This is a genomic window from Flavobacterium sp. (assembly GCF_052437795.1).
GTDB lineage: Bacteria > Bacteroidota > Bacteroidia > Flavobacteriales > Flavobacteriaceae > Flavobacterium.
In genome coordinates this window covers 766,038-787,237 of sequence record NZ_JBQVPA010000002.1, presented here as the reverse complement: position 1 = coordinate 787,237, position 21,200 = coordinate 766,038, and the positions used below count along the sequence as shown (strand labels likewise).

13 protein-coding genes and 1 tRNA gene are annotated in these 21,200 nt (G+C 46.4%); 5 read left to right on the top strand and 9 right to left on the bottom strand.

The window, feature by feature from the left end:
- Window positions 1–222 precede the first annotated feature (222 nt).
- A complete protein-coding gene (locus tag ACT6R0_RS10275; RefSeq protein ID WP_444652325.1) occupies window positions 223–3,516 on the bottom strand; it encodes a S41 family peptidase in 3,294 nt (1,097 codons plus the stop codon).
- Between the two features lie 150 nt (window positions 3,517–3,666).
- Here ACT6R0_RS10275 and ACT6R0_RS10270 point away from each other — a divergent pair, with 150 nt between their 5' ends.
- Window positions 3,667–4,500, top strand: a complete 834-nt coding sequence (locus ACT6R0_RS10270) for a GIN domain-containing protein (protein WP_444652326.1) — start codon at window positions 3,667–3,669, stop codon at window positions 4,498–4,500.
- A gap of 168 nt (window positions 4,501–4,668) precedes the next feature.
- Here ACT6R0_RS10270 and trxB read toward each other — a convergent pair whose 3' ends face one another.
- Entirely contained in the window at window positions 4,669–5,622 is a 954-nt protein-coding gene (gene trxB / locus ACT6R0_RS10265) for a thioredoxin-disulfide reductase (RefSeq protein ID WP_444652327.1), read from the bottom strand.
- 278 nt (window positions 5,623–5,900) lie between these two features.
- On the opposite strand from trxB, the gene ACT6R0_RS10260 reads away from it, so the two are divergent.
- The gene (locus ACT6R0_RS10260) at window positions 5,901–6,104 is read left to right on the top strand and encodes a hypothetical protein (RefSeq protein ID WP_444652328.1); all 204 of its coding nucleotides are present in this window, start codon (window positions 5,901–5,903) and stop codon (window positions 6,102–6,104) included.
- Between the two features lie 66 nt (window positions 6,105–6,170).
- Here ACT6R0_RS10260 and ACT6R0_RS10255 read toward each other — a convergent pair whose 3' ends face one another.
- The 3 genes from ACT6R0_RS10255 to ACT6R0_RS10245 all read right to left on the bottom strand — a co-directional run bounded on the left by ACT6R0_RS10255 (window position 6,171) and on the right by ACT6R0_RS10245 (window position 8,310).
- Window positions 6,171–7,217 (bottom strand): endonuclease/exonuclease/phosphatase family protein, encoded by a 1,047-nt coding sequence (locus ACT6R0_RS10255; protein ID WP_444652329.1) that lies wholly within the window; start codon window positions 7,215–7,217, stop codon window positions 6,171–6,173.
- 324 nt (window positions 7,218–7,541) lie between these two features.
- Window positions 7,542–7,616, bottom strand: a tRNA-Pro gene (locus tag ACT6R0_RS10250).
- Between the two features lie 169 nt (window positions 7,617–7,785).
- Window positions 7,786–8,310 carry a lipocalin family protein gene (locus tag ACT6R0_RS10245; RefSeq protein WP_444652330.1) on the bottom strand — a complete coding sequence of 175 codons (525 nt, stop codon included), beginning with the start codon at window positions 8,308–8,310 and terminating at the stop codon, window positions 7,786–7,788.
- A 196-nt stretch (window positions 8,311–8,506) separates the two neighbouring features.
- On the opposite strand from ACT6R0_RS10245, the gene ACT6R0_RS10240 reads away from it, so the two are divergent.
- From ACT6R0_RS10240 to ACT6R0_RS10230, 3 genes are all read left to right on the top strand, one after another.
- Window positions 8,507–8,959 carry a VOC family protein gene (locus ACT6R0_RS10240; RefSeq protein WP_444652331.1) on the top strand — a complete coding sequence of 151 codons (453 nt, stop codon included), beginning with the start codon at window positions 8,507–8,509 and terminating at the stop codon, window positions 8,957–8,959.
- Entirely contained in the window at window positions 8,956–9,333 is a 378-nt protein-coding gene (locus ACT6R0_RS10235) for an iron chaperone (protein WP_444652332.1), read from the top strand. Before ACT6R0_RS10240 ends, ACT6R0_RS10235 begins: the two co-directional genes overlap by 4 nt.
- Before the next feature lie 85 nt (window positions 9,334–9,418).
- A complete protein-coding gene (locus ACT6R0_RS10230; RefSeq protein WP_444652333.1) occupies window positions 9,419–9,796 on the top strand; it encodes a hypothetical protein in 378 nt (125 codons plus the stop codon).
- A 126-nt stretch (window positions 9,797–9,922) separates the two neighbouring features.
- On the opposite strand, the gene ACT6R0_RS10225 is transcribed toward ACT6R0_RS10230, so the two are convergent.
- The 4 genes from ACT6R0_RS10225 to ACT6R0_RS10210 all read right to left on the bottom strand — a co-directional run bounded on the left by ACT6R0_RS10225 (window position 9,923) and on the right by ACT6R0_RS10210 (window position 20,939).
- Window positions 9,923–10,432 (bottom strand): anthrone oxygenase family protein, encoded by a 510-nt coding sequence (locus tag ACT6R0_RS10225; protein ID WP_444652334.1) that lies wholly within the window; start codon window positions 10,430–10,432, stop codon window positions 9,923–9,925.
- Complete coding sequence (locus ACT6R0_RS10220) at window positions 10,432–11,811, bottom strand: serine hydrolase (protein WP_444652335.1); 1,380 nt, start codon at window positions 11,809–11,811, stop codon at window positions 10,432–10,434. Before ACT6R0_RS10220 ends, ACT6R0_RS10225 begins: the two co-directional genes overlap by 1 nt.
- A gap of 60 nt (window positions 11,812–11,871) precedes the next feature.
- A complete protein-coding gene (locus tag ACT6R0_RS10215; protein WP_444652336.1) occupies window positions 11,872–17,607 on the bottom strand; it encodes a T9SS type B sorting domain-containing protein in 5,736 nt (1,911 codons plus the stop codon).
- A 167-nt stretch (window positions 17,608–17,774) separates the two neighbouring features.
- Window positions 17,775–20,939, bottom strand: coding sequence for a T9SS sorting signal type C domain-containing protein (locus ACT6R0_RS10210; RefSeq protein ID WP_444652337.1), 3,165 nt, complete (start codon window positions 20,937–20,939; stop codon window positions 17,775–17,777).
- Window positions 20,940–21,200 lie beyond the last annotated feature (261 nt).

Sequence of the window (21,200 nt, the reverse complement as noted above, 5' to 3'; positions counted from 1 at the left end):
ACCTTTTTTTACTTTTTTACTTAACTTTTACTTAACTTACTGATAAGACATAACTTGCAAAGAAAAGTTTTTTTGATTGAATTGTAATGTTATGTAATCACAATAGGGTTTATCTAATTATGCCAGAATTACTCTTTATATGTAGCCTGCACGGATCTTAGGTAGATATAAAAAAGTAAGCCCTGTCATTCCTGACAGGGCCTATATATAATAGTGTACTATTTACTTCCTCAAAAGTTCTTCGACGGCTTTTTGCAATTGCTGGTCTACACCTGTGTTTACTTTTGCCGGATCATTTTTTACTTTAATGTCAGGTTCAAGTTGGAAATTCTCCATCAGCCTGTCTTCCTTCACGGTGCGCATGCCTATTTGCGGAATACCGAATACTGTACTGCCATCGATCATGCGCTCCCACCATACTGCAGTACCGGTACCCGGTACCGGCATACCTATTAGCTTACCTATCCCCAATGCCCGATAAGTATAAGGGAACATGTGTGCGTCAGAATAATTGCCTTCACTAATAAGGACTGTCGATGGCTTTTGCCATTTGAACTGCGGCTCCGACCCCATCTTCTGCCCTCTTGGCTCAAATGTCATATAGGGTTTGCCGCTCAGGAATGTGGCCAGGTCATCGTGCAGCCATCCCCCACCATTGAAACGCGTATCAACGATCAGCGCTTCACAGTCATTATATTTACCAAGCGCTTTTTCGAATACAGCGCGGAAACTTTCGGAATCCATGCCTTCAACATGTACGTAGCCAACTTTTCCGTCCGAAAGGCGCTCTACGTCTTTTTCCCTGTTCTTTACCCAGCGCTCGTAAGCGAGCTGGTTTTCCTTGCCAAGCGAGATCGGCTCGATCACTTCGCTCCAGCGCTTACCTGTTTTTTCATCCAACAGCGCTACCTGGACTTTCTTATCTGCCTTGCGGTTAAGCAACGCATGATAATTTTCAGCCTGTGTTATCTTAACGCCATCAATAGCTTCAATGACCATCCCTGCCTGTATTTTTTGTTTTGCCTTATGCATTGGGCTTTTATCCATCACTTCGGCGATCTTTACTCCATTGCCTGCATATGAATTATCTGTATAAACACCTAAAGAAGCAGTCCTGTCGTCAGAAGGTTTCGGCTGCGGACGGAAGCGTGCACCCGTATGTGATGCATTCGACTCACCAAGCATCTCTCCTAAAAGGCTTGAAAAGTCTACTGAGTTGTTGATGTAGGGTAAAAACTTCGCGTACTCGTTTTTATAGAAGTCCCAATCAACCCCGTGAAGGTCCTGTAAATAGAATTTCTTTTTGAACTGCCTCCAGGCATGCTCAAACATATAGGCGCGCTCGGCAGTTTCGTTCACGTTCATGTCGGACGAGAAATTGACATTCTCCTTCTTGCCATCCTTTACACTTATCTTCGCGATCTTCCCTCCTTTTTCGATGAGGAACAGGTTCTCTTCTTTTTTATCCAGTACCAGTTTTGAATCACCACTATTCAGGTTTACAAAGATCTTTGTCTCTTTTTCCCTGAATTTGGTGCGCCAAAGATTAGTACCTTCCTCAAATCGGGTAAGATAGTATATGTTCTCCCCATCCTTATCTACCACAAAATCGGAAAGCTTAGACGAGTGGATGGTCAGCTTTTCCTTGCGGTCCTGCAGGCCTTCAAAGTCTATCTTCATCGACTTAGCAGGCTTAATGCCCTCATCTTCCTTGCTGTCCTTATCTTTCTTATCCTTGTCTTTGGCTTTTTTATCCTTTTCGCCATCCTTGCCTTTGTCCTTATCTTTCTTAGCATCATCCCTCTCTTTCCAAAGCGCATATTCGGCTTTGTTTAATTGGAATTTCTTGTGTGCATCCTCCGTCAGGAATATGGCATACACATCGCTTTCAGACCCCCAACTGCCATGCGAGCGGTAGCCTTCTTTATCCGATGCCCAGTACACCATGCCCCCTTCCATACCAAATTTCGGCTGGCTATTGTTATATCCGCTTTGGCTCAGGTTGATCGGTGGTTTGCCATCGTTCACGTTTACAAGCCCAATATCACTGTTCCAACGGCTGTACGCCAGATAGGTGACCAAAAGCCACTTACTATCGGGTGACCATGTGAAATACTGGTCGCCATCGCTATACGAATAATTAAATTTGCCCTCTAAGATCGTGCGGGTCTTTTTCGACTCTTTATTATATACCCTTACAGTGGTACGCTCTTCGAGGAATGCGATCTCCTTACCATCCGGTGAATATTGCCCCTGGAATGATTCCTTGCCCGAATTAACTAGCACTGTTTCCTTGATCTGTGAAGCATCGAACATATATTTCTCATCCTTATTCACGATCGTCGACTCGTACAGGTTCCAGCAGCCACCGCGCTCACCGGCATACAATACGCTCCTGCCATCAGGGCTGAACTCCACATTACGCTCCTGCTCCGGTGTATCGGTTATCCTTTTGGTCACGCCAAATTCTACCGATGCTACGAAAACCTCACCATGTACAATGAAAGCCACCTCTTTGCCATTCGGCGAAACAGAGAATTCATCGGCATCGTTACGCACCTGCTCCATTACCTTTTCGTTATAGCGTTCATCCGACTGTATCGCTATTACTACTTTTTGCGGCTGCGCCCCATCAGTCATCGTATAGATCTCACCATCCCAAACAAAACACAATGTTCCGTCGGCCGACCTGCTCAGGAAGCGCACCGGATGTTTGGTAAAGTTGGTTACCTGTTGCGCGCTGCTTTCCTTATTACCCGAAAGCACAGCCTTCCAAACATTAAAAGTGCCGTTCCTTTCACTAAGGAAAAAGTAATCGTTGTTGTTGCCGAAAACAGGATTTCTTTCTTCTGTAGCGGTCTCGGTCACCTGACTATAACTCTTGTCCTTGGTACTGAATAGCCAAACGTCGCGGGTTACAGATGATGTATGGTGTTTTCTCCACGGGTCTTCATATCCCTTCCTGTCGTGGAAAAATATCAGGCTCCCATCTGCATTATACACTGCATCTTCTGCCGGGGTGGCTATGATGCGCTTTTCCTGTCCGCCCGTCACGGCGATCTCATACAATTCCGGCAGTACCCCAGATGGGAATATGACCGTTGCTACATCATCAAGCCGGGAGGTCGAAAAGATAACCTTATCGCCTGTTGGGGAAAATGCAGAAGGTACATCGTCGGCAGAATGATAGGTAAGCCTTTTAGCCACACCCCCTGCAGACGGCAATACGAACACATCCTTATTGCCGTAGCGCATGGACGAGAACGCGATCTGTTTGCCATCGCGGCTCCACACAGGGTCGGCATCATAAGCTTCGTGAATGGTGAGGCGCAGCGCCTGACCACCTTTTGCGGGAACAGTAAATATGTCTCCCTGGTACGAAAAAGCTATTTGCGAACCATCGGGTGATATCGACGCATTACGCAGCCATTTTGGGATATTGCCAATGCTTTCTGGTGCTTGCGCGATCGCTCCCGTTACCGAAAGCAGCAATCCAAACAAGATACTTTTCTTCATTTTTTGATCGATTGATTTTAATATCAAATATAAAGCTTTTGTTAAGTCTTGGCAACTGATAGCGGTAAATCGATCTGGTCTTGATAATGGTACTTTTACGAAAAGTGTTTTTCATATATTTGCGATAACCAATAAACATATCACATTCTAATGAAGAAATTCTTCCTGATGGTAATGGCGCTGCTTTTTACCACATTAACATTCGCACAAAAAAGGGAAAAAATAAAAGGCTCTAAAACGGTAACCGTTGCCCAAAAGGAAGTACAGCCTTTTGAAAGCCTTGAAATTGAAGACAATATTGAGATATTCCTTGTAAAAGGTGCCGCACCGGGCCTGGAGATCGAAGCCGATGACAACCTGCATGATGCTATTATGGCCGAAGTAAAAGGAGGTAACCTGAGGATATATACGGCAAAAGAAGTTAGCGGTGCAAAAAAGCTAAGCGTGCGCATTACCTACATCGATGCCTTAAACGCGATAACCGTGAAGCATGAAACCATCCTTAATGCCCTGACCGACCTCGAAGTACCTTCTGTCACAGTAAAAGCCATTGACTACGCCAAATGCTACCTCAACGTAAGATCTGGAAACTTCACTTTTCAGATGAATGACAAAACGAAAGGGGAACTGAACCTGAGATCGGATAACGCCACCATCGAGCTTAGCAAGAATGCGGAACTGAAAGCGCTTATCGCCAGCCCCGAGCTTAAATTCGACATGTACCAAAAAACGGTAGCGTCTATTGAAGGCGACACGGCCAATGCCCAGCTTAGGATAGACAATAATGCCAAATTTACCGGCAATAAGCTTACCGCAAAAAATATGACGCTTGTTGCCGAAGGCTACACTACATGCACTGTCATGGCAACCGAACTCATAAACATAACAGCGACCGGCAAAGCGGAAGTGCAGCTGTTCGGTACACCAAAAGTGGAAGTAGGAAAATTTGCCGATAGTGCGGTGATATATAAGAAGGAGCAATAAAGCTATCAGTCCGGTCGCGGTTTTCAGCTTGAGATGACCAAAGATGATATCCAACAGACATATCTAAAAAACAAAAGCAGTACACCATTATAGTGTACTGCTTTTTTAATATGTGGTCACTTAAACCTGTCACCGCAACCTGCCTATCGGCAGGCAGGCTGAATACTATTAATGGCTATCTAAAGTAGTAAGATACCTTTCGGCGTCCAGCGCGGCCATACAACCTGAACCTGCAGCTGTAATGGCCTGGCGGTATTCCTTGTCCTGTACGTCACCCGAAGCAAATACCCCCGGCAAGTTGGTCTTTGTTGTTTTGCCCTGGGTAATGAGGTAGCCTGTATCATCCATATCCAATTGTCCTTTGAAGATATCGGTATTCGGCTTGTGGCCAATGGCAATGAACAAACCTGTAATGGCGATCTCGTGCTTTTCACCTGTCTGGTTATTCACGATACGAAGCCCGTCGACTACCTGGTCGCCTATAACTTCGTCTACCTCACTATTATAAAGCACTGTAAGGTTAGCGGTATTTTCAACCCGGTGCTGCATCGCTTTTGATGCCCTCATGAAATCCTTTCGCACCAGCATAGTAACACTTTTACAAATGTTAGAAAGGTAAGTAGCTTCCTCGGCAGCAGTATCCCCTGCACCAACAATGGCAACGTCCTGCCCACGGTAAAAGAACCCGTCGCATACCGCACATGCCGAAACACCACCACCCCTTAGGCGCTGTTCGCTTGGCAGGCCTAGGTATTTTGCAGTTGCACCCGTAGATATGATCACTGTTTGCGCGTGCACTTCCTTATTGCCGTCAATGATAACTTTGTGCCATCCGCCGGCCTCTTTACTGAATTCTACGGCCGTAGCCATGCCTATGCGAACCTGCGTGCCGAAGCGCTCGGCCTGCTGCTGCAGCTGCACCATCATGGTAGGCCCGTCTATCCCTTCCGGATAACCCGGAAAATTATCCACTTCGGTAGTTGTTGTAAGCTGCCCGCCAGGCTCCATGCCCGTATAAAGTACGGGATTCATATCTGCTCTTGCGGCATAGATCGCGGCCGTGTAGCCCGCAGGTCCTGAGCCTATGATAAGGCATTTTATCTTTTCTATTGAATCTGACATAATTATGTTTATGGTGATTTTAATGCTACGCAAATGTAACATTAAATTAAAAGAACTACCACACTTCTTTATTAGTTTTGGTTATCTGAAAATAGATTTGCTGAATAACTCAAGTAATTTTCAAAGTTTGGCCAGCGATCAACAGATGTTATTTATAACTTAAATGTGCTAAAGTTTTATTAAGGCGTTTCCTCACAAATAAATAGATCGCTAATTTTATCATGAAGGTTGTGCTTCACCATTACTAAAACAATATAATCCACTAAAACTAAAAAGCTATGTATATCTCTATTTTCAGGACACTTTACAAAAATGTTACCGACCACAAAAGGATCGAACGCCTGCTAATGCGCAACGGAATTTCTTTTGAAAAAACGAATAACGAAAGCGGCTCACGTTATAAGATCGCTTACGATAACGAAGAAACACTGGAGAACTTCAGGAAAAACCTGAGGATGATCTATCCGCAGATCTGCGTGTAATTATATCTTTCCAATTCCCAACAAAAAAGCCTTTCTCAACCGGAAGGATTTTTTGTTGGAACGTTATTACTCTTTGGCTTTCTTTTCTTCAGCAAGCGCTTCATCCTCACTATCGGGTTCCATTGGCTCCTGCTCGTGTTTCGCTGACTTTTCATATTGCAGGTTAATATAGATAGGAAAGTGATCCGACTTGAAGTTTTCCAGCCTTTTCATTCCGACAAGCTTAAAATCGGCTGATATAAATGCATGGTCCAGCGGAAAACGCAGGAACGGATAGTGCGCGTGAAAAGAATTGAAGAATCCCCTCCCCCGTCTTGGGTCAAGCAGGCCGCTCACTTTAAGGAACAATTCTGTAGTATAGCTCCACGCAACATCATTAAGGTCGCCAATTACGATAACGGGTATAGTGCTTTCCTTAGCAATGTCCGCTATCAGCAACATCTCTTTATCCCTTTCTGTAGAACGTGGATTTTCATTAGGCACCGGCGGTGTGGGATGGACCGCATAAAGCTGTACCTCGCGCCCACTCTTTAATACGATATGAGTATGTATGCTGGGAATATCATTTTCAACCATATATTCCACCGTACTGTTTTTCAATTCCAGTTTCGAATACAGGATCATTCCATAAGTGTTCTCCAATGGGACTTTAATACTGTGCCGGTAAATCTCCGCAAGTCCTGACGTACCCTCATCCCAGGCCTTATCGGTTTCCAGGAGCAAAACAACATCAGGATCCGCTTTTCGCACTACAGCAAGGCAGCCTTTAAAATTACTGTTGTCCTGGTAAACATTGGATATCATTATACATACCTGGTCATCGGGCCTGCTTTCTTTGATCCGCATTACCTGTTTGGAAGAGAATAAAGTGAATGGCCAGATCAACCAGCCCAGATAGACAAGATTAATGCCTGTTAAAGCAATAAAGACCATATATACCCGGGAGCCTTCCTCTTGATAAATGATAAGTAAAGTAAAACACGCTGCCGACAATACAAATTTTTGCAGACGCGGATAATCAAAAACCCTGAACGTCCAATAATCATTTTTTATCAGCGACATGATCGTAAAAAAGAGCAGCAGCGATGCGAGGACAGAGAGAAAGACAGTCATTAAAATAGTTTTGCAGGGTAAATTTAAGATTTTTACGACAAGGATATGTTAGTTAAAATTAAATTTCAGAAAAATAATTTATGAATGATCAATGGAAAATTCAGGTCTTCACGCCCTTTAAGGAAGATGGGAACATTACAACGTGAAAACGTTTATGAAACAAAAAATCCTCCCTGAAAAACCGGAAGGATTTGTCGGTTGCAGTCACGATAACCGTAGGGAGAACCTGCAATCTTCCGCCTTGAAGTGAGACCCTATGACTGGCTACGCTACACCTCAAATAGTATAAAAACAAAAAAGCCGGACATTACTGTCCAGCTTTTGTCGGGGTGGCAGGATTCGAACCTGCGACCTCCTGGTCCCAAACCAGGCGCGATGACCGGGCTACGCTACACCCCGAATAATTACGGTACCGCAATTAGAGGGTGCAAATATACTACTAAAATCGATCTTTCAAAATAGAAAGTGAAAAATTATCTTCGAGGTTGAAAAAATAGTCAATGCCGCCTAACACTAAAAAGCCTTTGCTAACGCAAAGGCTTCTCCTTCATATCATTTGATAGGTTAGTTACTTCTTAGGAACAAACTTCATGACCATATCCATACCCTCTTGTTTTGGCTGGAGCTCAAGTGCATCTTCAGTTAGTTTCAATACGGTAACATCCGATTTTTTACCTTTATCATCAATTGTCGTAAGTGTTTTCCCATCATCGCTCAGCGTCCAGGTACCGTCACTTTTGATCTCCTGCTTACCATTCTTGATGATGTTGGTTACTTTACCATCTGCCTTGAAGTCGAAGATCATATTGCCTTTTATTTTAGACTTGTTCTCTTCAATCGACTTTTTCATTTTCTCCTGCTCTTCTTTCGGCATCTTGGCGATCATTGCAGATGCATCCATATCATCGATCATCCACGCCTTCGCAATAAGGTCTTTTGGTTCAGCTTTAGGAGCTTCTTCTGTTTTAGGCGCTTCAGCAGCAGTTCCTGTACTTTCCGTAGTTTCTGCTTTAGCATCGCCTTCTTTTTTTTCGCCGCAAGATGCCATCATCACGGTCATCGCAAGGGCAAGCATTACATGTTTAAATTTCATAAGATCATTTATTGGTTATGGCTACAAATGAAATAAAAAAAATCATACAAAACACATCAAAGCCAAATATGTTATTCATTGAGAAAACACGGTTGCAGAACTGTCCTAATCCACCCCTATAGTTGTCGGGTTTGCACCGCTATCAGGAACGGTACTTTACGTAATTTTGGTATGCAACAACTAAAAACCATTTGCCATGCAAAAGATAACCCCGTTCATTTGGATCAATGCCAACCTTAAAGAAGCAATAGCCTACTATACCTCCATATTCAAGAATTCCAGGATCATAAGTACACACGAAATGGGAGACGGTTCCTTCATGACAGCGTCGATCGAGCTTGAAGGCCAGCACGTCATGCTCCTCAATGGCGGGCAGTTCGAACCCAACGCTTCCTTTTCACTGTTCGTACGCTGCGAAACACAGCAGGAAGTCGACTATTACTGGGACAGCCTTATAGCTAATGGCGGTACCGAAAGTATGTGTGGCTGGCTAAGGGACAAATATGGCCTGTCATGGCAGATCATCCCGAATGTGCTGATGGACCTGATGTCAGCAGGCAGCGAAGGTTCGCAGCGCGTCATGCAGGCCATGATGCAGATGCACAAGATCGAGATCTTAAAACTGGAAGAAGCCTATAATGCCCAATGATGATGAACAAGCCAAACGACATCAACGAGTACATTGCAGCGTTTCCTCCTGACATCCGGAACATCTTGCAGGGAGTACGCGAAACCATTCAAAAAGCCGCACCCGAAGCGACCGAAAAGATCAGTTATGCACTGCCTACATTTTACCTGCAGGGCAACCTGGTACATTTTGCGGCATTTACCAGCCATCTCGGATTCTACGCGCTGCCATCGGGCAACAAGGAATTTCAGGAAGAGCTTTCAAAGTACAAAACCGGCAAGGGCTCCATACAATTCCCGCTCAATGAACCCATGCCCCATGCATTAATAGAGAAGATCGTAAAATTCAGGGTGGCCGAAAACCTGGAGAAAGCCGCACTTAAAAATAAAAAGTAATTGTTTGGCTTAGAGGTAAACATATCATAACCCTGAAGCAACACAGTGTTAAGATATAAGGGATACTTTTGGGCAAAATCGAAATGTGAAAAAGAGAACATTCCGCAAGCTCGAGATCTTCCTGCACTTCCTCACTTCGGCTATACTGCTGATCAAGGGGTTCGACGAAATTGTAAAACACCTCTACTTTCCCGGGTTGATCCTTGTGGGATTGGGGCTCTTAGTTATTATCATAACCTTTTTTTGGAGGAAGCTCGGCATAAGGCCAAAGCAGGCACGCATCATGTGCTATTACATCGAGGCGCCCGCGCTGTTCATTATTGCCTATATGCTCCACCTCGAGAAAAAGGAAGCGCTGCCGCATATCTTCCTGCTGGCCGGAATGCTGTACCCAATGCTTGGGTTCATTTCCTCCAAAAAATTCAAGCGGATAAACAAGTCTTCGCTAAGCAATATGCGATAGTTTTTGGGCGTGCGGGTTACCAACGCATCTCCCCTGCTGCCGTCGTGCTGTCCGCTATATCTGCCTTCGTTCCTACGGCGGGATATCGCTCCCATCACTCACGCGGACGGTCAAAACAAAGTATCGCTATTCAATAACCATACGTTTTGCAGGGACAATGCACGCTGCCAAAACAGATCCCAATGAAAGTAGTACTGCGATGGTACGGACAAAATGCCAACGGTTCCACGGGACTTCAAATTTTTGCCTCATTATGGCGATATCCGGTTGAGTTGCCGATGCCACGTCAAACCTGTCGAGCATTTCGTTGAGCGGGACATTGCCAAAAGCAGTTACCCCAAAAAGCCCAACGGCATAAATGACCGTTGCAGTGACCAACAGCCAGAACCGCAGCCCTGCCGGCGATGCATACGACAGGTACGCGCACAGCGGCAACAACATCAGCGCCCCGAAGAACGCCGCAAAAAATGCCGGGTTCTGTATCGCACTATTGATATGCTGCATGGCTGAAAGGTATTGGGAGTCAGGCAATTTTGCCAACCCCGGATTTACCGAACACGAATACGAGTAAAAAAGTCCCGCCATTAGTGCCGTGCACAATGCGGCAAGAAATAACGTGATGTTGGCAAAGCTCATTACTTTATTTTTTTGGCAGTTATTTCGCGCCCGTTTTGGTACATAACCGCGCGGTCCACATTTCCGTTATCATCTTTAAAAAATTCCACTTGTGCATCCACTACTTTCAGGAAGAATTTGGTCTCGCTTTCCGGGAACAGTTCAAAACGCTGCTGTCCCGGAAGTTGGGTTTTCAGGCCGTTGTCGTAAGTGATCTGCATCGCATAGCCCGGCGCGAGCTCGTATTCGCCTATGTACGCTTTCATTTTGTCTTCCGGAACTACGGCCTCCTGCCTTTTTACATTTAAAGGTAAACCATAAAGCAGCCTGCGGATGGTATTTGCGGGTATCCTCGTTTCAGTATCATTATTCTGAAGGACAATGATAGTTTTGTCATTATCCATTTCCCTTTCGATATAGGTATAGTATCCCGGCCATCCGCCACTGTGCTGTGCGATCTTCCCGAAGTCCTTGTTGGCCTCGATCATCCATCCAAAGCCGTAATCGGTTTTTTCGCGATTGGGTAAAACCGGGATGCTGAATATCAGCTCACGCGACTTTTTCGAGACCAGCTTGTCGCTATACAGTGCCCGGTCCCATTTCAGCAGATCGCCCGTAGTGGAATTTACCGTGCCGTCGCCTACAATGCCATCCAGCCAAACCACCATATCCGTTTGCGCAAAGTTATCCGGCAATACCTTCTTGCCTGCGAGATCTGTGATGTAGCCGTAAGCATAATTCTTCACTTCTTTCGGGGCATACCTCCGGGTATATACAAAGGTGTTATCCATTTTCAGCGGTATGAAAATGCTCTTCTTCAGGAGATCGGCATAAGTCATCCCCGAAGCTTTTTCGATGATGGATGCCAACAGTGCATATCCTGTATTACTATATTCATACTTTGTCCCCGCCGGAAAAACAGCAGCAGGCTTTTCGGTCGCGAACAGGCTGATGACATCCTTATTTGTGGCAATGTGATTATGGTCCCAATGTTTTTCCATCAGATCCATGTAATCGGGCAGGCCACCGGTATGGTTAAGCAGGTGGCGCACGGTAACATCTTTATAAAAACCCAGCTCAGGGAAAAATTTCGACAGCTTGTCATCATATTTCAGCTTGCCCTTTTCCTCAAGCAGCACGATGCCCATGGCCGTAAACTGCTTGGATACCGATGCCAGTTCAAATATCGAGTTCGCATCAAGTGCCTCCTTCGTTTCCTCATTACGCAGGCCAAAGCTTTTTTGGTACACCACATTACCTTTTTCGGCGATAAGCACATTACCGTTAAACTGTTTTCTGGAATGCATCGCCGTAAATACGCTATCTATCCGGGCGATCTTGTCCTGTGCCACTGCGCTGCCAGTAATGGCAAGGAAAATGACTACTGCTAACTTTTTCATGTTCTTCGTTGTTCGTTATTTACATGAAGACGTTAATATCCTGGAAATGGTTGCATAGGCTTATCGAATCAGCGAGAAATGCGATCTAAACTCTTTATCTGTCCCATTGATCTGGTACTTTACAATGAACCAATAATCGGTAGCGGGCAGCTGTGCACCATTAAATGTGCCATCCCAACCCTCACTGCCCGGCCTCACAATGGCTATTGCTTTGCCATACCTGTCAAATATCGATATTTCGGTCGTGTAGTTATTAAGTCCGGTAATGTTCCAGGTATCACGCTCACCATCGCCATTAGGGCTAAAGAAATGCGGGTAAGTGAGCGCGGTCACAGTTACCTGCCCGCCTCCGCAGCCGTTAATATCCCTTATGAAAACGGTATATACCCCCTGCCCGATGTTATGGAAATGCGGATCTGCCTGCCAGGGGCCGCCATCCAGGCTGTACTCATAATTGCCGGATCCGCCCGTAGTGGTCACAGTGATCGTTTGGCTGTTGCCAAATTGAGGCCCTACTTCGGCAACCACAGCAGGTGCAGATGAAACACCAACTGTAACAGTTGTCTCCGCTACACACCCTGTAGCGGTATTTGTGGCTTTTACGGTATACTCTCCCGGCTCATCAACGGTAAGGCTTCCTGACAGTTCAGGCAACACCTCGGTTCCCTTCTTCCATTCAAATGTATATCCTGCGGAAAGCCCTGTATTAAGATATGCTGTTCCATATTCGCCCGTCGTAAGGTCTTCGCAAATAAAATCATCATCAATATCAAGTTCCGGCCGCCCATTCACCCTGAAGGTTATCGTGGCACTGTTGGCACATTCTGTCGCCGTCGCGGGAACTGAGTAGGAAATAATGGTCAAACCGTCGCTTAAGGCTGTTATTTCGCCTGTAGCGCTTATTGTTGCAACAGATGTGCTGCTGCTAGACCAGGTCCCCCCTGCCACAAGGTTGGCAAGCTGCAAGGTCTCACCCTCGCAAACTTCCACCCCGCCCGTGATCGTACCCGCATCCGCAAATGGGGGAATGTTGTTTATTGTAATGGCCGATGTGACAGATGTACACCCTGTGCTGTTCTTCACCGTTATAGTATAATTGCCCGGCGCAAGGTTCGCAAAATATGTGCCTGTCTGGAAACTGGTACCGTTGATGCTATAGCTCAAACCTGCTCCCAGCGGCGAATCGATGGTCAGTGTACCTGTAAGGTGGTCGCAATCCGGATGGCCGACAGTTGCGGTGGCTATTGCAGGCAATGCCTGTGCCGCATTTATGGTCACGCTTTTGTTGGAGGTACAGCCATCGGCATTTTGCACGGTCAGCACATAACTGCCCGACGGAACATTGGTAAATACCGTACCGGCCTGGAACGCCCCACCGATGCTGTACGTGAACCCTGGCCCTACAGGATAGTCGACCGTAATGGTCCCTGTAGTTACCGCACAAGCGGGCTGTACCACGGTCACCGAAGCCATCGCGGGTATCGTAGGTGACGGGTTAACCGTATACGGCACCGATACCGAAGTACATCCAAATGGTGTTTTAACGGTGATGGTATATGTTCCTGCCGGAACATTAAGGAATGTGGTCGCCGGTTGGAAAGTGGTTCCGTCGATGCTATAATTATACCCCGGACCCAGCGGCGAAGTGATCACCAGGTTGGCCCCTGTCGTACAGTTGGCCGGTGTTACCAGTGCCACTGCCGGAACCGGCGTTATAGGTTGTGGGTTTATGGTAAATGGCATTGTAGCGATACATCCGTTTGCTGCCTTTACATACACGGTATAATTGCCGGCAGAAAGATTGTAGAAATCGTTGCCAACATTATAGTTAACGCCATTGATACTATAGGTAAGGTCGGCGGCAATAGGCGATGTGACAATAATACTGCCCAATGCCGTTGTACAATTGGTCTGGGTAATGCTGAGCACCGGAGCTCCCGGCCCGGCAAGCCCCGGCATTATGGCATAAGGCCCTGAAGATGCCACACATCCACCGGAGCTTTTTACTGTTACGGTATAATTGCCCGCAGGCGGATCGGTAAACACAGGATTCGTTTGAAAGGTTACCCCGTTAAGGCTGTACATAAGTCCGGTGCCAAGTGGCGATGTCACGGTAATAGTGCCCGGATCGCCGCAGTTGGGCTGTACGACCGTTACCGTTGGCGCTACAGGAATGACCGGTGCCGTACTTATAGCTACGGGTACTGTGGTAGAAGTGCATCCCAATGGGTTACGTACAGTAATACTGTAGGCAAACCCTCCCGTTAGCCCGCTGAATACCGTGCCTGCCTGGAAATTCACACCGTCTATACTGTACATATACTGCGGACCAAGCGGTGCGAGGACCGTAAGCGTCCCTGTACTTGTTGTACAGTCGGGATGATCGTCCTCGAGCGTAGCAATTGGCGGCGCAGCGGCGGCGGCACTTATGTTAACAGGATAGAGCTGCGACACGCATCCGGCAGCATTTTTTACATATACAGTGTGATCAGCCGGCACAAGATTGGCAAATTGTGTCGATGCCTGGTACGATGTACCGTTAATGCTGTAGGTATATCCCGTACCGGTTGGCGAATTGACCGTGATGCTTCCCACCGGGGTTTCGCACACCGGCTGCACAACAGTCACATCGGCCACAGCCGGAATAAGGGGTTGTGGATCAATATGTATTGGGTTGGTCGTAGAAATGCATCCCGCAGCGTTTTTCACAGTAATAACATAGTCGGCATTCTCGGCAAGTCCTGCAAAATTCGTCCCTGATTGGAAGTTGGTACCGTCGATACTATAGGTATAGCCATTGCCTACAGGCGTGCTAACGGTGATCGTACCGGTGGCCGTGGTACAGGTTGGCTGGACCGCAGTATATGTTGCTGCCTGTGGCGTTAGCGGCGATGCATTGATAAGAAGGTTTGAGTACATTGAAACGCAATTGGTAGGGCTCTTTACATAGACGGTATACGTACCTGCCGAAACGTTCAGGAATTGTGGAGATATTTGGTAGTTAACGCCATCTATACTGTAGGTAAGCCCGGCGTCCGTTGGCGACGTTACTGTTATCGTCCCGAAAGGGGTTGTACAGTCCGGCTGTTGGGCAGACGGTACTGCGATCGCAGGCATGACCGGTGCGGCATTCATTGCTATCGGTGAGGTTACAGAGGTACACCCTGATGCATTTTGAACCGTTATCGTATAATTTGTTGCTTCATCCAAACCTGTAAATGCGGTACCCGACTGGAATATGGTCCCGTCGATACTGTAAGTATAGCCTGCTCCCACAGGCGCCGTAACCGTTATCAATCCAACTGCTGAGGAGCAATTGGGTTGCACGACATTATAAGTTGCTACAGAAGGTATGGTTGGCACCGTATTGATAACAACATTGCCCAGTTGCGAAACACAACCTCCTGGTGCTTTTACATATACCGTATAATTTCCGCCTGTGAGTGGTGAGAATGCTGTACCCGACTGGTAATTGATACCATCAAGGCTATAAGTATATCCAGGGTCAATAGGAGAATTTACAGTTATACCACCATAAAGCACAGCACAATCAGGCTGTTGGGTCGTTACGACAGGAACTACAGGAACTACAGGGGCAGCATTTATGGCTATCGGGGTAGTCATGGACAGGCATCCGGATGCATTTTGAACGGTTATCACGTAACTTGTATTTCCCGCCAGTCCGTTAAATGCGGTATCTGCCTGGAAAGTCGTACCGTCAATACTATACGTATAACCGGCTCCTACAGGTGCGGTGACCATAAGGCTTCCTACAGCTGATGAGCAATTGGGCTGCGTAACGGTGTATGTAGCAACAGCTGGTGTTGTTACAGCATTATTTACACTATTGCCTCCTGTTGATGAAATGCATCCGCCTACACCTTTTGCGTATACTGTATAAGTACCACCTGCAAGGTTGCTGAATTGCGTACCTGCCTGGTAATTTGTTCCATCAATGCTGTACGTAAGCCCTGCTCCCAAAGGAGAATCGACGGTTATTGAGCCTGAAGGAACTGCGCAGGTTGGCTGTGTGATCGTTACAACAGGAGCATCGGGCGTATCATTTATCGTGATATTTGCCGTACTGCTTCCACCGATAAGGCATACGCTCAGGTCTTCTGTGATCTGGTAGGTTACTGTATATGTACCGGGAGTCGTCGTTACCATGTCGATTTCACCTGTCGAAGGATCAATGGTAAGCCCCGTACCTCCACTATATTGCCCTCCGGCAGAAAAGCCTGCAGTTGTGGTGGGAGTAACATTGCCACCTCCGTTACAAACTGTAGCAGGAAGCGTAAAGCCTGTGACCGGCGGCGTAGCAGTATTCACAGTAACTACGATCGCGTCTACCACGCTCTCGCAACCGTCCGCCGTGGTCTGGCTTACATAATAGGTAGTCGACCCTATTGCCGCGGTAGAAGGTGTTGGCGCCCCGAAATTCCCGTCATCAGGATACCAGTTAAGCGTATGGCCAGGCAGTGCGGTGGCCGTAAGTGGTACAGCCGTTTGCCCCTGGCAATAGGATACGGGGGCAACGACAGGAGGTGCGGGCTCCTGCCCGTTGTAGTTGATGAGCAGCGTACTGGTACAATAGGCTGTCGTCCAATCGAAACGGTAAACACCCTGCGGGCCAAAGTTGCTGATCGTCGTATTATTTCCCGTTGGGTTAGCAATGGTTGGTGTGGACGGGTTATCGGGATGTGCAACCCACATACCGGTGCCCGCCGCCGAAACGTTAGCCGTACCGGTACCACAACCCATGTTTAGCGGGTTGGCCGAAAGGATACCGTTATTGGCCGTGAATGATATCGCGTCAAGGTAGTTACCCACGCTTACACCTCCTACGCTCGAAACCGACTGGAAGATGAAACGTGTTGTGGTTTGCCCTGCAGGCACCGTATAAGTACCTGTATAATATACCCAAGCCGTATTGCCCGTAGTAGCTGTATGTACCGGAGTATATGGACCTCCGGGAGGGCCCGCCAGCAGCTGGCAGGTATCAGTACCCTGGCGTCCGCGGTGGGCAAAGCCGTAATTGAAAACCGTAGGCTGCGGTGTTCCATAGTCCTGGTAAACGCCCGACACAAGGTTGGCATTAAGCTCTATGAACTGAACCCCATCATACGAGGGTACGTTCTCATAATTTGGTACGACCCAAAATTCCATCATTTGGTCCGATGCCGTTGTCCTCCAGCCCTGTACAGCATTGTGGTTTAGAAATACCGGAAAAGTAGTAGGTGCCGGTGGTGGCGGTGACTCAAAGCTATAATTGATCGTCGTTACCAGACAGTTGGTCTGGTTGGAGCTCGATGGAGCGGGCGGCGTTGTAACGCATATAGTAAAACCTGAATTGTTGTTCGGAGAATTGAGATTATAAAATGTCCGCAGCTTATATACTGTGCCTGCCGTAAGCCCTGTTGCTATGATCACGTTATTGCTGCTACAGTACAACTGTGTAAGCGAACCGCAATCGCCCTGATACAGGGTAAGCACGGCAGGTTGTGCAGCAGTGGCAAATCCGGAAAGCGAAATGGTGTGCGCCGTGGACGTTGCCGTAAACTGGTACCACACATCGCCACCGTTCATTACCGAACAGGTATTGGCCTGCGCAGATACTGTTGCCGTTGATAATGAAGCCGTAGTTGTAGATGAGCAGGATTGGCCTGTATTGACAGTCAGCAAAGTTGCCGATGCGCATTCATCATTTACTGGCGGAAGCGCGTTATTGTTGGCAAAACCGTAATAAGAATTAAAATAAAGGAGCAATGAAATGATAAGCAGGGTAATTTTTTTCATAAGCATATTTTTGACCTTTAAAATTATGTTAATTTTATATAAGAAAAAAACATGTTTTTGTTACTTTTTTATGAATGCATTAAATTATTCTAAAACATCTTTACATTTTACAAATAAAAATCCCCTGCCGACCGGCAGGGGACTTACGAAAAAATTGGGGACGGCGCTTAGAAAATTATCTTTTTAGTGACTTTTCCTTTTACTGTATCTATGTTAACAATGAGTATCTGGCTTTCTGCAGCCAATGCTTCGATCACGATCTCGGTGCCAGTTGCTTTTTCATCGTAAAGCAGCCTGCCCCGGATGTCATACACTTCAACACTTGTAATTTCTGCATCGCCTGAACTGATGTTTATCGAATTGCCATTTTTGAACACTATAACATTATTGCCATTCACAGGCATCTCATTTATTCCAAGGACTTCGGCATAAATAATGTCAAACCTTCCCTCAAATGTACCGGCCTCAGTAGTGAACGCGTATGCGCTTTCCTTAATATTATGGATAACTTCCAGCATATTATCCCTAAGGAAAATATCCTGGCCCTGAACGAAAATACCATCTGCATGGTCAAGGGCTATGGCATAAATTCCCGGCTCATTTGCCCTGAACGATAGCGGGACCACATCGGCGCTGTCAAATTCAGGCCTTGCCTGTATCGCTAACTGAATGTCGTCGGCTTTTGTAAAAATGGCAACTTTACCCTGGCTGGTGATCGCCCTTCCATCGTACCCAAAATCGATCCCCATTGTACCTCCCTGCATATAGCCTATTGCTGCCTGTGCGAAATTATTACTGCTGTCGGTAATATTTAACCAAAGGCGCGAGGTCGGCTGTTCCTGCTGCGCTGACCTGAAAAACTGGTTATTGTTCACCCCTCTGCGCATAGTATTATTGAATACCAGGGTTCCGCCTCCTTGTTTTGACTTAACAAGGAATCCCTGCCCCGCGTTGATAACCCATTGCGAAGGATCGCCTGTAAATACTCCCTCACTTGTGTCACCGCCTTCAGCTCCATTTTTTGTATAAGCAAGCTTGGTGATAGTACAGTAGCTTGGATTATCATAATTATTCTTTTTTCTCCAAAAGTAGATCGCTGCCGTGGGGTCAAGCGCGTCAACATTACCATCTATAAAAGCATGGATATTTATAGGGGACGGATATGGATTACCTACCAGTGAGAACCTTCCGCCCTCATGTGATAATGGCGTAGTGACAGTTCCGTTGTTTGGCTTTCCGTTAAAAATACCTTTAAAATATATCGGCGCTGTACCTGCGTTATAACCTGTCGCACTGTTGCCATTGGGCATACGGATGTGATAGCCTTTGGCAAGTTCAAATGATCCGCCTGCCGATATGGCTTGAAACAGATCGGTTAGCGAATTGTAAGTATAAAACCTGTTATTCATGGTCTCCGGCGAAAAATCCAGCAATGTTTGCGTACCGGTCACCGGCGAGCACCACATGGTATAATCCAGCCTGTACAGCAATGAGCTATTGCGCTCAACAACTATATTACCATTGTTCTCAGCATTCGTTTGCTGGATAAGGTTGGCGCGGGACTGCAATTTAAAGCTTCCGCTAACTATATTTATTGCGCCATGCAATGTGACATCCAACCCTGATGGTATCAAAACATTGGCATTATTTTCTACATAAAGACTACAGCCAAAAAGATCGGCAGCCGCAGTATAGTTACCTGTAAAATATATCGTAGTTTCTATGTCCGGCACTCCATTGCTCCACTCAGTACCGTTCCATGTAGTTTTTTTGACGGTCATAACAGCAGGCTGTGAGTACACCGCAGGATAAGAATTGTGCTTTACCACCGCCCTGAACCAGGTGGTCTCATCCAGGCTGCCCATTTCCTCTGACGTTAATATAGCAGTGGTACTGGCGATGGATACCGGATCAGAAAATGAAGCATTACCCGATCTCTCCCATCTTAGAACACTACCCGTGTAACCTGTAAGCGAAATTCCTGAAGGGGCTGTTTTCGCGCAAATAGCCTGACTATGGCCGGCTGCACCTGCAACAGGCGGCGCTTCAACAGTTATCTGGGCCGTAGCTTTTTCCTGTATCCCAAATTTATCAGTAACCGTCACGGTGTAAGCATAAGTTCCCGGTACGGCAGTAGATGGCATTGCTTCGTTATCAGAATCGGTAACACCCTGCCATGTATAAGTATAGGGAGCATTACATCCGGTAACAGCAACATTGAGAGGCATGGGGGCATTCATCTGGCAAGTTCCGCCTCCGGTAAGGTTTAGTCCAAAACCTCCTTTTACCACACCGTAGAGCTCAAGGTTTTGCCCTACAGACACGTTAAGTAAACCGGACATCCTCACAGTGATCCTGTCGGCCGCACCCGGATAAAAGGGTACTGACACCGGCTGCCCCTGATTGAGCAGGCCCAGCAGATCGGCATTTAAAAGTCCGCTAACACTTTGGGTAGCCACTACGCTCCCATTCTTATGGGCAATGAACTGAATGTTGTTCAACAATCCCGCTGTGATCAGTGCCTGGCTAAGTTTTAACTTTACACTATACTTATCTGTTGCCAGCGATGGCCCTTCAAAGTAAAATGACTGCTCTACAGACGATGCTACACCCAACAGCCCCAGACTAAGGCTGGAATGATTTGTAGTGATACCGTCAATGGCATACTGCGGATCGGTAACCCCTGTATCGACAAGGTTAACCAGGCTCGTTCCGCTAAAAGATGTATAATTGCCAATTCCGCAAGCCCCGCTGCCCTGGATGTAGAACGCATCATAAACGTCCATCCACTTTGCAGCGCTTACTGTCGGCACAGTATTGGTGATCCTGATGCGGCTGTAATCTGCCGAGGGAGTGATCACAAGGTAGTAATTGCCAACACTATCCATTGCTACCCTTAACTTGTCGCCGGCATAGCCCGCGGTCTGGCTGTCAAGGACAACATCAGTAGTTGTGTTAGGCCCTTTTTTTGCCTGCACCCTTATCTGCTGGTCGCCTACCAGACCGCCAAGCAGATTAGAAAGCAGGTCGCCCAGCGCACCGCCAATAAGCGCGGCAAACTTGTTGTCCTGCATGGCGATCTTTACATAAGTCGTAGTGTTAGCAGGGATCGTAGCAGGAAAGCGGAGTTCGAGGTAACGGCTGTTCGCCAATGGTTCGGAAGTGATCCTTGCTTTGGTGGACAAATTTCCGTCACTGGCCTTTGTGGAGATATCCACACCGGAATACACGGGGTCAACAACAGGCACGTTTGTTGCATAATTCTTTGACTGTGCGCTCATATTGTAAGAAAAACATAAAAAAGCGCTAAAAAACAGGGTAATCTTTTTCATTAATTCAATGTTTATAAAAATTTCGGGACGCGAATTAACATTGCATTAACAACTGTTTGAAGTTAATTAACGAAATAATCGATGACCGAATTCAATAAATCGATGAATTACATAATTTTAAGATTTAACCATTCGTTCAATATCAGTAAGTTGTAAAAAAAAACTTTATAATAAAAAATCATGCTTTAAATAATTATAATCAGAAAATAATTAAACAAAAAAATCCCTTATTGCTATAGCAATAAGGGATCCTTACAAATT

Coding starts and splice junctions, on each gene's coding strand:
- ACT6R0_RS10275 (WP_444652325.1), bottom strand. CDS start 3,516: ATGAAGAAAAGTATCTTGTTTGGATTGCTGCTTTCGGTAACGGGAGCG.
- ACT6R0_RS10270 (WP_444652326.1), top strand. CDS start 3,667: ATGAAGAAATTCTTCCTGATGGTAATGGCGCTGCTTTTTACCACATTA.
- trxB (WP_444652327.1), bottom strand. CDS start 5,622: ATGTCAGATTCAATAGAAAAGATAAAATGCCTTATCATAGGCTCAGGA.
- ACT6R0_RS10260 (WP_444652328.1), top strand. CDS start 5,901: ATGTATATCTCTATTTTCAGGACACTTTACAAAAATGTTACCGACCAC.
- ACT6R0_RS10255 (WP_444652329.1), bottom strand. CDS start 7,217: ATGACTGTCTTTCTCTCTGTCCTCGCATCGCTGCTGCTCTTTTTTACG.
- ACT6R0_RS10245 (WP_444652330.1), bottom strand. CDS start 8,310: ATGAAATTTAAACATGTAATGCTTGCCCTTGCGATGACCGTGATGATG.
- ACT6R0_RS10240 (WP_444652331.1), top strand. CDS start 8,507: ATGCAAAAGATAACCCCGTTCATTTGGATCAATGCCAACCTTAAAGAA.
- ACT6R0_RS10235 (WP_444652332.1), top strand. CDS start 8,956: ATGATGATGAACAAGCCAAACGACATCAACGAGTACATTGCAGCGTTT.
- ACT6R0_RS10225 (WP_444652334.1), bottom strand. CDS start 10,432: ATGAGCTTTGCCAACATCACGTTATTTCTTGCCGCATTGTGCACGGCA.
- ACT6R0_RS10220 (WP_444652335.1), bottom strand. CDS start 11,811: ATGAAAAAGTTAGCAGTAGTCATTTTCCTTGCCATTACTGGCAGCGCA.
- ACT6R0_RS10215 (WP_444652336.1), bottom strand. CDS start 17,607: ATGAAAAAAATTACCCTGCTTATCATTTCATTGCTCCTTTATTTTAAT.
- ACT6R0_RS10210 (WP_444652337.1), bottom strand. CDS start 20,939: ATGAAAAAGATTACCCTGTTTTTTAGCGCTTTTTTATGTTTTTCTTAC.